A 14145-nucleotide genomic window follows, 5' to 3' on the forward strand; every position below is an offset into this window, starting at 1 on the left:
CTTAGTCTTCCAAAAGATGATCCAGTGATTTTATGAGGCTCTCGCTGCGTTCGAAATCATACAGTGTAATTTGACGAATGGTGTAATAGTCGCGCCAGAATTCAGATAATGCATCAATGTAACTGCGTCTGGCATTGTCGAGGGAGTTACGGGCCGAATTGAGTTTGATAACATCCACCTTATCAATCATAAAGCGCTGTTTGGTGACGTTGTAGCCCAACTGAGCAACCGTTTCGGCCTTTGCAGAGATGGCTACCTGCTCTTCCTGCAGATTGAATTGCAATATGCGCATAACAACATCCTGTTCAAAGTCGATTAGTGCCTGTTCAATCTCAGCTTCCGCTACTTGTTTGTTGGATTTGGCCATCTGAATTTGCCCGCGCCTGTTTCCCCAGTCTATAATCGGTGCATTGAGGGTGATGCCCAGGCCCCGGTCGTCGCCATACGGCGGTGTATATAAGTCATTAAACTTATCTGCTTGTTTGTTAATCCCTATGTTTGCTCTGAAGTCAGCACTTAATCCGCTGGTTGAGCGGGTGCGGGCAACGTTTTCATTGGCTTTAATCAGGCGAGCCTCCAGGGCCAGCACTTGCGGGTTGTTTGCTTTTGCCATTTCAAGTGCTTCATCGGCATTGATTTTCAGGCTGGGTATCTCATCGGGAATTAGCGGGATGATTGCCACATTTTTATTAAAACCCAAAAACGAATTCAGTAAATTTTGTGACTGCATCAAGTTGACCTGCGCCTTGGTTTTAGCCATTTTGGCATTCAGGTAGGTCAGCTCCATGTCCAGCAGATCATCTTGTGTAACGGTGCCAATTTGAAAGCGCCCTTTTCCAATATTATAAAGTGTGTCGGCATTAGCCAGATTGGTTTCAGCGATGTGTAAATCGATTTGTGCACCTACCAAATTGAAAAACATGCGGACTGTCTGTTCCGATAAAGCCTCCATCTCGGAGAGAAACTCTTTTTTGGCCTGTTCAAACTCCAGTGGTTTAAGCTTAGCCTGCCATTTGAATTCATTATAGGCAGTGAGTGGTTGAGAAAAGCGGATGCTGATGGGGATGGAGGTGTAACTCACATTTTCAGAGCCCATATTCTCCAGTCGCCGGGCATCGGATGAAAGGCTTAACTCACCACCGGAAAAAATCACATTTTGGTTGATGGATAAGCCAATGTCACTCGAAATACGCTCATCGGGCACAAATACAAAATCTCCGGTTTCAAAATTGTACTGGGGCGTTACCGAGCGGTTGTAGGTAAAGGGGGTGGCGTTAAGTCGCAGGTGAGGCAGCTGCGATGCTTTAAAGCTTCTGAAGTCCCAATAGCTTGCCAGGTACATGTTTTTGGAGCGGAAGCTGGATAGCGACTGTAGCTTTGCCAGCTGAACGGCTTCCTGCAACGTGAGGCGCATGGTTTGTGCCAGTGAATCGGGCGACGACTGTGCCCGGCCCGATAAAAACGAAGTTATGAGGATGATTACTAAATAATAACGCATAATCTTAGTGTCTTAACGATTCAACAGGGTCCTGACTGGCTGCTCTTTTGGCCGGTATATAGCCAAAAATGATGCCCACGGTGGCAGAAACACCAAAAGCGACCACTACCGAATAGAAAGAAATAATGGTTTTAATATCGGCCATCAGGTGGATGAGGTGGGCCAACACCAGCCCTAAAAGGATGCCAATGAGTCCGCCGGTAATGCTTATTAAAGTTGATTCGGCCAAAAACTGAACAATGATGTCTTTGCGCGATGCGCCAATGGCCTGACGGGTACCGATTTCGCGCACACGCTCCCACACCGACGCCAGCATGATGTTCATAATGCCAATTCCTCCTACGATGAGCGAGATGCCTGCAATGGCTCCCAACACAATGTTGAATATTTCATTGGTTTTTTGCTGCTGTTTGAGCAGCAGTTCGGGCACTGTCACCTCAAAGTCGTAGTTGTTGGAGTGACGCCTGAGCACGAGGCGTTTGATCACATCGGCTGTTGCTGAGAGTTGTTCGGTTTCCTTTACCTGAACAATTATTTTATCGAGTTGATGGGTGTTTTTTTCAGGCCCTTGGGAGCGCTCTTCATCGTCGGGGCTTCCTCCCAAAAAGAAAACGGCACCGCCACCTGCCATGTTGTCCATTACGTCAGGTGTTATTGCGCCTCTGTCTTTAAAGCGCATCAGCATGGTTTTAAGGGGGATGAAGATTGTGTTGTCACTGCTGCTAATGCCCATCTCGTCAGATGCCGAGGTCGTGAAATCGCGCTTTTCAATCGTCCCAATAACCTGCAGCCATACCTGTCCGCATTTAATGTATTGGCCGATGGGATTACTCTGACTAAAGAAACGGTTTCGGATGGTGCTGCCAATGATGCACACGGGTGTGCCTTTATCCGTATGCTGCAGGCTGAAGGGTTTGCCCTTATCAATCTGAATATTGAGCATCTCAAAGTAATCGGGCGAAACGCCGTTCAGAGTTACCGGATAGCTTTTGCCGTTTTTGATGGCATAGTAGTTGAGAGCAACAACCGGACTTACTTTTTTAACGGAAGGAATTGTTTCCAGAATGGCTTTGGCATCTAATTGATGAAGGCCTCTGGAGAATTGCTTCTTCGACTTGTCCTCACTGTTGTTTTCCTCTTTTCCTTCTGATGCTTGAAATACGGGCGTGATAATGATGTTATTGACCCCCACCAGCTTGATTTGCTCAAGCACTTCTTGCTGGGCACCTTTTCCAATTGCCAGCATGCTAATAACTGCTGCCACGCCAAACATGATGCCTAATGCGGTTAGTAACGATTTTAGCTTGTTGGATAAAATCGCTTCAACAGCGATGGTTATGTTGTGGCTGTAGCGCAGGTAGATCTGAAGGGGTGTTTTTCTCATCGTCAAAGCAATCAGTTAGTAGTATCAACAGGCGTTAAGCTATCAGCCCTGTTGTGCATCAGGCGCTTGTATATTTCTATGCCATCAAATGGCTTTTTGTCGGCACCATCGGGTGTGTTCATCAGCAATTCATCCTGTTCGTCAACACCGGCCAGCAGTTGAATGTAATTTTCATTGCTAATGCCGGGCTCTATAATTTGCTTTCGGTAGTCACTCTTTCCGGCTTTAACAAAGGCGTAACTCAGCGAGTCGTTGGAGAAAATACATTCAAGAGGGGCGGACAGGGTGTTGCGGATATGTGCCGTATTAATAATGTTGCTGGTTGTCATGGCCGGTCGCAAATCGCTGTCTGTCCCCTCTAACTTTATGGCCACTTCAAACACTTTGGTGTCACTATTGGGAATGACCTGACCAATATTGGCAACGGTTATTACTTCTCCTTTAAAACTTTTTTCCGGAAACGCATCAACGCCCACTGTAACTGTCTGTCCAACTTTAACTTTTGATATATCAATTTCGTTGATAAACGTTTTGGAAAGCATGGAGCTGAAGTCGGGCAGCTCGGCTATTTGCGGGCGCCATCGGCTGACGGATGACCCGGCTTTAATTTTTTTTCCAAACTGGCTGTAACTATAGATGACCATGCCCGGTTTGGGTGCTTTAACTTCAAGCACTTTGAACAGCTCGTTGATGTCTTTGACCTTTTGTTGTCTTTTTTTTACTTTCTCCCAGGCCCTGAAAACCTTGTATTCGTCCTGCTTTTCTTTAAGCTTGTAATTGCGTTGTTTTTGCTCCAAATCACGCTGCGAACGCTCAACATCGAGCCTGGCTTTTCGCTTTACCGCCGGCGACTCGTAAATCGATTGTTCCAGAATTAGTTGTTTCTCTTCCAAATCCACAAGGCCGTTCAGTAATTCATCCCGAAGGATGCTTAAGTTGAGGTTGGTATCTATCTTGGCATCTTCGTAAGCATTAAGGGCCGTTTCTAACTCTTCCTGTGCTTTGGTTCTAAGTTCTTCAACCGCCGCATGATCGAGTGTGGCAACGTACCCGCCAGAATCAACCACAGTGCCTTCCTCCACCAGGTGCGATACTTTTATTTCATAGAGATCAATATTTCGGCTCGACATTTCTTTGGGAAGCACAATCAGCTCTGAGTTTTCGGTTTGTAGCTGACCGGTTGAATACACCTGTGCAATAAAATCGCCTTTTTTAACTTTTACCGATAGGAGGTGAGCGGTCGATTGGGTTTCAGGGATAAAAAGTATGATTAGTATCCCAATGACTATCCCTCCAATGATAATGAGTTGCTTTTTCATAATATGCTTGATGCGGGTTCTGCAAATACGATTTTAGTCAAAAACTGACAGACCAAGGCAAAAAAAAGCCCGTTTTTCAACGGGCCTCTGTTAAAAAAGGTTAACAGGCACTTATAGGAGTGCTTTAATATCATTAATAATCGTTTGAGCAAGCTCATTAGCACTGTCCATAGTTTGTGCTTCTGCATAAATTCTAACGATTGGTTCTGTATTTGATTTGCGCAACTGCACCCATTTATCAGGGAAATCAATTTTTAATCCATCGATGGTGTTGATGTCTTCGGCTTTATATTTTTCCTCAATTTTCTTAAGGATTCCATCCACATCAATTTCGGGTGTTAGCTCAATTTTATTTTTAGAGATATGATACTCAGGATACTTGGCCCTCAACTCAGAACATTTGATGCCTGATTTGGCCAAATGCGTTAAAAACAGGCCAATGCCGACAAGGGCATCGCGTCCATAGTGGCTTTCGGGATAGATAACTCCACCATTGCCTTCACCGCCAATTACCGCATTTGTTTCTTTCATTTTGGCAACCACATTTACTTCGCCCACAGCTGCCGGCTGGTATTCGCCGCCAAAACCGCGGGTAACATCCGCCAGGGCTCTCGATGATGAAAGGTTGGAAACGGTATTTCCTGCTGTTTCAGCAAGCAGGTAGTCGGCTACAGCAACCAGCGTATATTCTTCGCCAAACATCGAGCCATCCTCATTGATAATGGCTAAACGGTCCACATCAGGGTCGACCACAAAGCCCACATCGGCTTTTTTCTCCTTGATAAGCTTCGAAATCTCAGTCAGGTTTTCAGGAAGAGGTTCCGGGTTGTGCGGAAACTGACCATTGGGCTCACAATACAATTCGATGGTATTGTTAACTCCCAATGCCTTTAATAATTTAGGGATAGCAATGCCGCCCACACTGTTAACACAATCAATAGCAACAGTAAAGTTGGCCTTTTTAATGGCCTCCACATCAACCATTCTTAAGTTAAGCACGTGTTGAACGTGAAAGTCTGTGTATGTATCCAATTCGGTTACCTGCCCCAACTCATCCACTTCACTAAACATGAAGGCCTCTTTTTCGGCAATGTCCAGCACCTCAGCACCATCGGCAGCCGTTAAAAATTCACCTTTTTCATTGAGTAGCTTCAGCGCATTCCATTGTTTGGGGTTGTGGCTGGCTGTTAAAATGATTCCACCATGTGCTTGTTCTTCTGTTACAGCAATCTCGGTGGTAGGTGTGGTGGCCAGTCCTATATTTATAACATCAATTCCTAGTCCCTGAAGACTTCCGATCACAAGATTTTTGACCATCTCACCCGATATGCGGGCATCGCGTCCAACAACAACTTTTATTTTTTTACCGGTATGGCGTTGCTTCGCCCATTGTCCGTATGCCGATGCAAATTTTACTACGTCGAGCGGCGAGAGACCTTCTCCTACCTGACCTCCAATCGTACCTCTGATTCCAGAAATGGATTTAATTAATGTCATATATCAATTGCTTTAAAAGATAAGAACGCAAAATTGGCTGTAATTTTTTAAAAAGCCAATAATTTCTTACGAAACATTTTATAGTTAATTGTTTCATTGTTGTTTTCTTACGTAAGGTTTCGAAAGGGGCAAATCTTACGTTCAAACACTCAGACGTATATTTTTATTCCAGATACCACACATTTTAGCGTCTTTTTTATCACCTTTGCAGTGTTATTTAATTGAACTTACGGATGTTCGTAAGTGGATGACTGAAAGTATATAAATGAAAAGAGAACGAAATAATAGCAAGGGGAGACGGTATGAAGGAGCAGCTACCCCGGAAAGAAGACAAAAGTCATTCAGGCCCAATAAGGTGGAGGATGATTCTTCGAAGCTAGGGCGTCGTAAACCGGTTAAAAAGGTTGAAGAAAGCAAAGAAAAGCAATCGTCAGATAAAATAAGGCTGAACAGATATATTGCCAACGCAGGTGTTTGCAGCCGTCGTGATGCGGATAAACTGATCGCAGAAGGAGAAATTACTGTTAATGGGCAGGTGGTAACCCAAATGGGGTTGGCTGTTGGATTAAACGATGATGTACGCTACCAGGGTAAACGGCTTAATCCGGAAGAAAAGGTGTATGTGCTGTTAAATAAACCAAAAGGGTTTGTAACCACTGTTGAAGATAAGCATGCCAAGCATACGGTTATGGAACTGGTTGAAGATGCCTGTGAGCAGCGCATTTATCCGGTAGGTCGACTTGATAAGCAAACCACCGGTTTATTGTTGCTGACCAATGATGGGGAGCTGACAAAAATGCTGACTCATCCTAAATACAATGCCAAAAAGATTTATCACGTATTTACCGATAAGCCAATTTTTGGCAGTCATGTTGATCAGCTGGCCGCTGGCATTACGCTGGAGGATGGTCCAATACATGCCGATGCCATCAGTTACGTGGAAAAGGAGGATAAAACTCAGGTGGGCGTCGAAATACACTCGGGGCGTAACCGCATTGTTCGTCGTATGTTTGAGCACCTGGGCTATAAAGTAATGAAGCTGGACCGCGTTTATTTTGCCGGCTTAACCAAAAAGGGAATTCCCCGTGGTAAATGGCGTTACCTGACCGATAAAGAGGTGATTCGATTAAAAGCAGGAATGCTAAAATAATATAATGCAAAAGGTATCCCTTGTTATTGAAGAATAGCAGGGGATATTTTTTAATTATCTTTCTGTTTTATAATTTAGAACAGTTAACCAACGTAAACTATTGATACTGATGAATGTTTCATTGCGACTTCTGTTTGTTTATCTACTCATTTATTGCCCGTTTGCACTCAATGCTCAGGTTTATAAAGGCATGGTTGCCGATGCCGAGAGCAGAGAGCCAATAGCGTTTGTAAACATAGTGTATAGCCAGGGAGCGGGCGCTGTTACTGATATTGATGGGCGCTTTGAAATAAGAACAGAAGCTCAGGTTAATGAGTTACGGGTGAGCTGTTTGGGCTACGAGTCCAAAGTTATCCCAATTAATGCATTTTCCAATAATGATATAATTTACCTCATGCCTCAGGAATATCAGCTGCAGGCTGTTAATGTGCTTCCGGGCGAAAATCCGGCACTTGTTGTTATGAAGCGGGTGGTAGACAATAAGCGTCGGCACAATCCGGATAATTACGATCCTTTCAGTTGTATCATTTATCATAAAATGACCCTTGATTTTGAGTGGCCGGCGGCTTTAAGTGAAGAGGAGAAGCAGGAGCTCAGGGACTCATTGGGTATTCGAAACGATAGCTACCTCTTTTTATTTGAATCGGTTTCTGAAAAAAAGCACTGGAAAAAAGGGCTTGGAAAAGAAAAGATTTTGTCAGGACGCGTGAGCGGCCTTAAAGATCCAATCTTAGCTTCCTTTCCCGCTATGATTCAGCCATTCTCGTTTTATGATCCGCAGATAAGCCTGCTGGGCTACGCCTACCTGAACCCTGCCTCTAAAGCAGGACTATCGGCCTACCGCTTTATTCTGGAAGATACCTATACAAACCATGCGGGCGATTCAATATTTTATATCTCCTACAGGCCGCGCGAAGAACGTAATTTTAGAGGATTAACCGGAACTTTTCATATTGATGGTAAAACATCTGCTATTAAAACTGTAGCTGCCACAACCGCCGGAACCGAAAATGGCATGCGTCTGTTTATCCGGCAAAATTATCAACCCGTGGCCAATGGCACCTGGTTTCCCAAACAGTTGGAAAGCAGTTTGGAATTGGGCGGTGTAGGGGTATTTCGAAAACTGCCTTTCCCTATCGTTGGTAAGGGAAAGAGCTATGTTACTGCAATTAACACACAGCCACAGATGTCCGCAAGTGAATTTGATAATGTGGTTCTGGAGGATTTGGCTTTGGAGAAAGATGCTCCCGATGTGGCCGCTTTTCGTTATGAACCTTTAACCTCTCGCGATTCGCTGACCTATCATTTTCTAGATAGTATTGGAAGAAAGAACCATTTGGATGCCATTCTGAAAACACAAATTTCATTGGTGAAAGGGTATGTGCCAATGGGTAAATTTCAGCTAGATCTCTCTAAGCTGGTGGATTATAATGATTATGAAGGATTGAAGCTGGGTGCCGGTCTGTACACCAGTCCTCGTTTGTCAAAGAATTTTACAACCGGCGGATACTACACATATGGTTTTGGCGATAAAGCCGGTAAATTTGGTGTGAAGCTTGATCTTACTCCATTTGCCAATAAGGAAAATAAGCTGTATGCCAGGTATTATGACGATGTTTATGCGACGGGTACTTACGAGTTTATCGATGGCATTAAAAACCTGTCCAGTGAACGGTTTAGTCGTTTCATGACAGAAACAATGGATTTAAGCGAAGGGTGGGAAGCAGGTGCTGAATTCCGCTTTGCTAAGTACTTCAAAACGGATGTTTTTTATAAGCAAAGAGATGTTAGTCCACAAAAGGTGTATCGTTTTGATCAAACCAGTACTATTGAACCTGCTTTCAATATGAGTACAATGGGAGTTAGGCTAAAATGGGCACATAAGGAGACTTTCTCACACACACCACTCGGAAAAATATCCAACGGCACTAATTGGCCGGTTATTTGGATAAATGCATTAGCGGGTCAATGGGAGGCCGACAAAGAATATAATTTTACCCGTTTTGAATCAAGGGTACATAAGCAGTTTAATTATCCCAATTCGATGTATACCACCGTGCGCGTGGAGGGAGGTTATATGGATGGCGATTATCCGGGGTCTCTATTGTATAGTGCCCTTGGTAGTTATAAGTCATTTACTGTTTTAGTGCCTTATTCATTCGGAACCATGCGCCTCAATGAATTCGCAGCCAATCAATTTGCGGCCGTGTATTTTTCACATGGGTTTCCGTTGGCTTTGAATACCAATAAGCGGATTAAGCCCGAAATTGTACTCAGTACAAATGTTGCTTTCGGAGATGCTCCGGCAGGAGTCACTACTTTTAGAAAAGGCTACTATGAGTCGGGTCTCTACCTGAAAAATCTCTTTTCTAATTTCATTTTCCAATATGGTTTGTCTGTTCATTACCGATATGGAACATATAGCTTACCTAAGCCAATCGATAACTGGGCATTTAAACTAGGTTTAGAGTTTGCCTTTTAAATCAGTAAAATGGTATAGTAAATCATTAGCCAGATGAGAGGTAACCCTTCTATCTGAAAGCTAATATAGCTATTGCTTGTATGTTTATTGATACCAAGCAGTGCCCGAGTGGAGATGGCCATAAAAATACTGTTTGTTATTAAGAGTTTAAGCGAAAAGAAGTAGATGGTTAGGATGCCCAATGCTAAGAAAATACAGACTATTGCCAAATTTATGGCTGCTTTATCGGAGCCCAGCAACTGAGGAATCGTTTTCAGTGACGACGGGTCATTTTGAGCATCTCTAACATCAAACGGTATGGTTAGACCGATCATAAACAGCCAAACGGCGATGAAAGGCGTGAAGGAGTTAACTGATTCAAATTGAAATGGAAGTGTTGCCAACGCAGCCCAAACGGTGGCAATAATAAAAATTTTAGCAGCAGGAATCCAGCGAAGACCAGTGTTTTTCTTGTATGGGATAGTGTATAGTATGGCAAGTACAGAGATGAAAGCAATTCGGAGTTTGTCATCAGGGCTATATATGTACAGGAGAGTGTAAGCGGTTATGGCCGAAAGGGCAGATGCTGTTATTAGTAATAGCTTATGGACTTCTAACCATTTTCGTCTGGCTGATCCAATTTTACTGGGCATCGTAAAAAATACCGATAAATATAAATAATTATAGCCGGCAAACGTGAGCAGGAAGTTGGCTGCAGCTATCCCATAATGAGGCGAATCCGACAGACAGGTCATTAGTTGGGTTAAGGCTGCCATGGCTATTGCCACCCAAACATTTGAATAAACCAACCCTTTTTTGAAATTCTCGTAATAAGTTGGGGCAGTTGACATATTTACCCTACCCTGCTAATGTTGTGCAGTGTCTTTGGAGAGTTAATTTCAATTTGGTTACCATTAATGGAGATAATTCCACTTTCCTTAAAGTCTTTAAGAACCCTGATTAAACTCTCTTTCGACACGCTCGATAGGTCGGCAATGTCCTGACGACTGAGGGTGGTGTGAAAATTTCGTGAGTTATAGATGTTCTCCGATAAGTATAAAATAGTATTAGCTATTCGTCCGGTCATTTTTTTATGCGACAGGTTGATTAGTTGGTTATAAAGGTCGTTGGTTATTTGATGGTTAAGCTTTAACATTTGTTCGGCAAACCTGGTATTTTGGCGAAAGGCATTGGTAAATGCTTCAGTGCTAATCAGACAGGTGTCCATTTCGGTTAATGCACTCACCGAAAAATGATTCAGGTTATCGGTAAACAGGCCGGGACTCACGATAAAATCCCCCTCTTTAAGCACTCTAATGATGATTCTTTTATTCTCCAAACCTTTAATGTAGAGCTTGGCGAATCCTTTTTTTATGCAAATAATATTGCTGCACCGCGTACCTTCTTTTATCAGTGTTTCGCCTCTTTGATAAACAACTTTACAGTGCGACTTTTTGAAGGCATTCAGCTCATCGTCGCTAAGGGTGTCAAAGCCATAGAACTTAATGTGGCAGCGGCTGCACCCTGTGATATCAACGGTATTATTTGTCATATTAGTACCTAATTGTTGCATTGGTAAAAAATGAAAGTATAAAGTTTCAAGCATATATACAAATAGCTAACCCTTATGAGTTATATCTAGATGGACGCTGTTTTTTGTTAATTATCACATATCTAACGGTATAAGTTTTTGTTTAGTTGGATTGAATTTAAATAGACCTAAACTTCTTTAATCAAAAGATAGTCTTTAATTATCTAAAATTCAACTAAATGTAATCATTTCGTTGATTTATATCAATTTTTTAACGTATAACTTACATTGTGCTAGTTCAATTGGAAATATCTAAACTTGTTACTAGAATTTTATTAAAAAGAAACCGCGTAATCACATTAAGTCCAAGAGTTATGAAAAAACTAAAACAATTAACTTGGCTCGTTGTAATGGCATTTGCTATTGTATTCGCTAGCTGTACAAAAGAAGGCCCTCAAGGCCCTCCGGGATCTGATGGTTCCAATGGAATAGATGGAACAAATGGAGTTGACGGCACTGCCGGATGTATTACCTGTCACACCGATGATAGTGAATTAGCTATAAAAACTGCTCAGTTTGAGCACTCAGTACACTTTTCTGGAGGACAGGAGCACGTTGGTTATGCCAATTATGCTGGAGGATCATGTTCGATGTGTCACTCACATAATGGGTTTTTAACAGCTGTTGAAGACGGAACCAACTTCGGAGGTGTGCATCCTGAGGCGGCGTCCATGTCTTGTTATACTTGTCACCAAATTCACACCAGTTATACCCGTGAGGATTATGCCTTGCACTATACGGATCCTGTTAATTTATATCTGAATGAAAATGACTTAGGCGTTTTTGCAGAGTTGGAAGTTGATGCAACAAATCAATATAGCGATCCTGATGGATTAAGTAATACTTGTATTAAATGTCACCAACCTCGACACAGAGGAGATAGTCAACCGGATCCTACTAAAGAAGGTACGATTGTAATCTCAGACGGTGCTGCGGGCCATTGGGGACCACACTATGGCGCACAAGGTGCAATCTTTGGTGGTGTTGGTGGATATATAGGAACAACAGACCCAACAGCGCCATCTGGCACTAAAGGTCACCATAGTTGTAAGAGTTGTCACATGTCATTTAATTCACTAACCGGTAATTATGGTGGTTATGTAGGGGGACACTCCATGAAAATGGCAGCTAGTGAAGGAGGAAATCCTGTATTTACTGCGTGTGATGAATGCCATACAGAAAGAGGCGCAACCATCGACTTACCTGGTAAAATGGCAGCTAATAAGATTTTATTAGAGGCTTTGCATGCCGATTTGATGGATGCCGGTATTGCTGATGAAACTGGACATCTGGTTGGAGGAACTTGGACGCACCAGCAGTTGGCTGCCTACTGGAACTTCGCATTGGTTAAGAACGATCACAGCTACGGTATTCATAATGAAGAATACACTCAGAACCTAATTAATGCTGCCAGAACTTATTTAGGAACGAATTAATGAAGGTAACGAATGGCTATGTTTCCGCATGGCCATTCAATCATTTGTTTAACTAACTAAATAAGTCATATGAAAGCATTTCAAATATTATTTGTTTCTGTGTTACTCTCGTTGGTGCTAGCAGTAGGGTGCGATTATAAGTTTGTTAAGCCAGACACAGGAGCTCCTGTTGATCCTGAGGTGCCAATTAGCTTTTCAGACGAGATTGAACCGATTTGGACAGCACAAAGCTGTACCAACTGTCATAACGGAAGTGTAACATTTAGTCTTGAGCAGGGTAGTGCATATCAATCATTAACGAATCTTAATCTCCTGGATCTTGAGAATCCTGCTAATAGTTTGATTGTGAAGGTGCCGGGAGGAAGTGCTCCGCATAACAACTATAATTATGTGGGTAATCAAAAAGCGTTAATAGAAACCTGGATTGAGCAAGGCGCAGAGGATAACTAAAAACGATTACAATGAAAAAAATAGTATATCTGATTGTTTTAGTGTTGTTTTCTGGTCACTTTGTTTTGGCTCAGGAAGAAGCACAAAAAGAAAAAAAAGTAGATAAACCCGTGAGGGCTCCCTGGGAATCAGGGACTTTGGTGAATCATCAAACCAGTATTACTCAATATAAAAACACGCTGGAAATGGTGATAAGTCACCGCTTTGGTCCTGTTGAAAACGGCATCAGTGATGTGTTTGGAATCATGGCGCCAGGTGCGAATATTCGTATTGGCTTTAACTATTCCATTCTGGATAATTTAGCTGTAGGTTTTGGAACGAATAGCCAAAAGAAGTATCAGGATTTTCAGGCGAAATACACCCCGTTTGAGCAAACGCGTGAAAATACCATTCCGGTAAGTTTAACACTCTATGGTAATGCGGCCATTGATGGAAGAGAAGATGCCGCTTTTGGTGTGGACTATGCATTTTCAGACAGGCTATCTTACTTCTCTGAAGTGATAGTTGGTCGTAAAGTAAATGATTGGTTATCGGTGCAGGCCAGTGCCAACTTTACCCATTACAACTCGGTTGATAGTTTGTTGGACAACGACAAAATGGGGCTGGGTTTTGGTGCTCGCATGAAGTTTAGTCCTCAATCATCTTTAACCTTTGAGTTGGGGGTGCCGCTTAAAATAGAAAGTTTGTCGCAGCATACATCTTTTACCGACCATCCTAAACCTCACTTTTCAATTGGTTATGAGGTCTCAACAAGTACGCATGCTTTCCAGATATTCATAACCAATGGATTAGGAATATTGCCGCAAGAACTTTATATGTATAACCTTAGTGAGTTCGATAGTAAGAGTATACGATTTGGATTTAATATTACTCGACTCTGGAACTTCTAATTTGATAAATGTAAAATTTGTATTATGAAAAAGTTGAAGATGTCTATAATGGTAAGTGGTGCATTGGTGATGCTAAGCTTTGTTTTAATGTCATTTGTTCAGGAGAAGAAGCCTTGGGATGTGCCTGCTAATTATCAAAGCATGGAAAACCCACAGGCTGCCGATGATGCCGAAATGATAAAGATTGGTAAGATGAACTATGCCCGTCACTGTAAGTCATGTCATGGCAATATAGGTAAAGGCGACGGTCCAAAAGCCCGAAGTATAGATGCTGATTTAGGCGATTTTACTTCAGCTGAATTTCAGGCACAAAAAGATGGAGTGATTTACTATCAGTCGTTTGTTGGTCGTGATGACATGCCAAACTTTGAAAAGAAAATTCCTGATGAAGAAGATCGTTGGGCACTTATAACGTATTTGCGTACGCTTAAGAAGTAAATTATTCACCATTATTACAAACTGCCCGCGC

The 14145-nt window shown here is 42.5% G+C and carries 12 protein-coding genes; 6 read left to right on the forward strand and 6 right to left on the reverse strand.

Annotated features, from left to right (window positions below; translation table 11 throughout):
• Nucleotide 1 precedes the first annotated feature (1 nt).
• The 4 genes from ACSX1H_RS09665 to glmM all read right to left on the reverse strand — a co-directional run bounded on the left by ACSX1H_RS09665 (nt 2) and on the right by glmM (nt 5698).
• Complete coding sequence (locus tag ACSX1H_RS09665) at nt 2–1498, reverse strand: TolC family protein (protein WP_439183657.1); 1497 nt, start codon at nt 1496–1498, stop codon at nt 2–4.
• A 4-nt stretch (nt 1499–1502) separates the two neighbouring features.
• Nucleotides 1503–2882 carry an ABC transporter permease gene (locus ACSX1H_RS09670; RefSeq protein ID WP_439183658.1) on the reverse strand — a complete coding sequence of 460 codons (1380 nt, stop codon included), beginning with the start codon at nt 2880–2882 and terminating at the stop codon, nt 1503–1505.
• A gap of 11 nt (nt 2883–2893) precedes the next feature.
• Nucleotides 2894–4201, reverse strand: a complete 1308-nt coding sequence (locus ACSX1H_RS09675) for an efflux RND transporter periplasmic adaptor subunit (protein WP_439183659.1) — start codon at nt 4199–4201, stop codon at nt 2894–2896.
• Between the two features lie 111 nt (nt 4202–4312).
• Complete coding sequence (gene glmM, locus ACSX1H_RS09680; RefSeq protein ID WP_439183660.1) at nt 4313–5698, reverse strand: phosphoglucosamine mutase; 1386 nt, start codon at nt 5696–5698, stop codon at nt 4313–4315.
• A gap of 265 nt (nt 5699–5963) precedes the next feature.
• Between glmM and ACSX1H_RS09685 the strand changes: the two genes are divergently transcribed.
• Together ACSX1H_RS09685 and ACSX1H_RS09690 are read left to right on the forward strand one after the other, a co-directional pair.
• Nucleotides 5964–6848: a pseudouridine synthase gene (locus ACSX1H_RS09685; protein ID WP_439183661.1), complete on the forward strand. Its 885-nt coding sequence runs from the start codon at nt 5964–5966 to the stop codon at nt 6846–6848.
• A gap of 109 nt (nt 6849–6957) precedes the next feature.
• Nucleotides 6958–9330 (forward strand): DUF5686 and carboxypeptidase-like regulatory domain-containing protein, encoded by a 2373-nt coding sequence (locus ACSX1H_RS09690; protein ID WP_439183662.1) that lies wholly within the window; start codon nt 6958–6960, stop codon nt 9328–9330.
• On the opposite strand, the gene ACSX1H_RS09695 is transcribed toward ACSX1H_RS09690, so the two are convergent.
• Nucleotides 9327–10160: a UbiA prenyltransferase family protein gene (locus ACSX1H_RS09695; protein WP_439183663.1), complete on the reverse strand. Its 834-nt coding sequence runs from the start codon at nt 10158–10160 to the stop codon at nt 9327–9329. The genes ACSX1H_RS09690 and ACSX1H_RS09695 overlap by 4 nt on opposite strands.
• Before the next feature lie 2 nt (nt 10161–10162).
• Nucleotides 10163–10861: a Crp/Fnr family transcriptional regulator gene (locus tag ACSX1H_RS09700; RefSeq protein WP_439183664.1), complete on the reverse strand. Its 699-nt coding sequence runs from the start codon at nt 10859–10861 to the stop codon at nt 10163–10165.
• Between the two features lie 353 nt (nt 10862–11214).
• Between ACSX1H_RS09700 and ACSX1H_RS09705 the strand changes: the two genes are divergently transcribed.
• From ACSX1H_RS09705 to ACSX1H_RS09720, 4 genes are all read left to right on the forward strand, one after another.
• Entirely contained in the window at nt 11215–12336 is a 1122-nt protein-coding gene (locus tag ACSX1H_RS09705) for a hypothetical protein (protein ID WP_439183665.1), read from the forward strand.
• A 69-nt stretch (nt 12337–12405) separates the two neighbouring features.
• Nucleotides 12406–12786, forward strand: coding sequence for a hypothetical protein (locus tag ACSX1H_RS09710; RefSeq protein ID WP_439183666.1), 381 nt, complete (start codon nt 12406–12408; stop codon nt 12784–12786).
• Nucleotides 12787–12797: 11 nt separating this feature from the next.
• Nucleotides 12798–13676 carry a DUF5777 family beta-barrel protein gene (locus ACSX1H_RS09715; protein WP_439183667.1) on the forward strand — a complete coding sequence of 293 codons (879 nt, stop codon included), beginning with the start codon at nt 12798–12800 and terminating at the stop codon, nt 13674–13676.
• Between the two features lie 24 nt (nt 13677–13700).
• Nucleotides 13701–14114 carry a c-type cytochrome gene (locus ACSX1H_RS09720; RefSeq protein ID WP_439183668.1) on the forward strand — a complete coding sequence of 138 codons (414 nt, stop codon included), beginning with the start codon at nt 13701–13703 and terminating at the stop codon, nt 14112–14114.
• The last annotated feature ends 31 nt before the right edge of the window (nt 14115–14145 follow it).

Source organism: Carboxylicivirga taeanensis, assembly GCF_051851475.1.
In the GTDB taxonomy this organism is placed as follows: domain Bacteria; phylum Bacteroidota; class Bacteroidia; order Bacteroidales; family Marinilabiliaceae; genus Carboxylicivirga; species Carboxylicivirga taeanensis.

Excerpts from the sequence above, each read along its gene's own strand:
- ACSX1H_RS09665 (WP_439183657.1), bottom strand. The coding sequence starts at position 1,498 with ATGCGTTATTATTTAGTAATCATCCTCATAACTTCGTTTTTATCGGGC.
- ACSX1H_RS09670 (WP_439183658.1), bottom strand. The coding sequence starts at position 2,882 with ATGAGAAAAACACCCCTTCAGATCTACCTGCGCTACAGCCACAACATA.
- ACSX1H_RS09675 (WP_439183659.1), bottom strand. The coding sequence starts at position 4,201 with ATGAAAAAGCAACTCATTATCATTGGAGGGATAGTCATTGGGATACTA.
- glmM (WP_439183660.1), bottom strand. The coding sequence starts at position 5,698 with ATGACATTAATTAAATCCATTTCTGGAATCAGAGGTACGATTGGAGGT.
- ACSX1H_RS09685 (WP_439183661.1), top strand. The coding sequence starts at position 5,964 with ATGAAAAGAGAACGAAATAATAGCAAGGGGAGACGGTATGAAGGAGCA.
- ACSX1H_RS09690 (WP_439183662.1), top strand. The coding sequence starts at position 6,958 with ATGAATGTTTCATTGCGACTTCTGTTTGTTTATCTACTCATTTATTGC.
- ACSX1H_RS09695 (WP_439183663.1), bottom strand. The coding sequence starts at position 10,160 with ATGTCAACTGCCCCAACTTATTACGAGAATTTCAAAAAAGGGTTGGTT.
- ACSX1H_RS09700 (WP_439183664.1), bottom strand. The coding sequence starts at position 10,861 with ATGACAAATAATACCGTTGATATCACAGGGTGCAGCCGCTGCCACATT.
- ACSX1H_RS09705 (WP_439183665.1), top strand. The coding sequence starts at position 11,215 with ATGAAAAAACTAAAACAATTAACTTGGCTCGTTGTAATGGCATTTGCT.
- ACSX1H_RS09710 (WP_439183666.1), top strand. The coding sequence starts at position 12,406 with ATGAAAGCATTTCAAATATTATTTGTTTCTGTGTTACTCTCGTTGGTG.
- ACSX1H_RS09715 (WP_439183667.1), top strand. The coding sequence starts at position 12,798 with ATGAAAAAAATAGTATATCTGATTGTTTTAGTGTTGTTTTCTGGTCAC.
- ACSX1H_RS09720 (WP_439183668.1), top strand. The coding sequence starts at position 13,701 with ATGAAAAAGTTGAAGATGTCTATAATGGTAAGTGGTGCATTGGTGATG.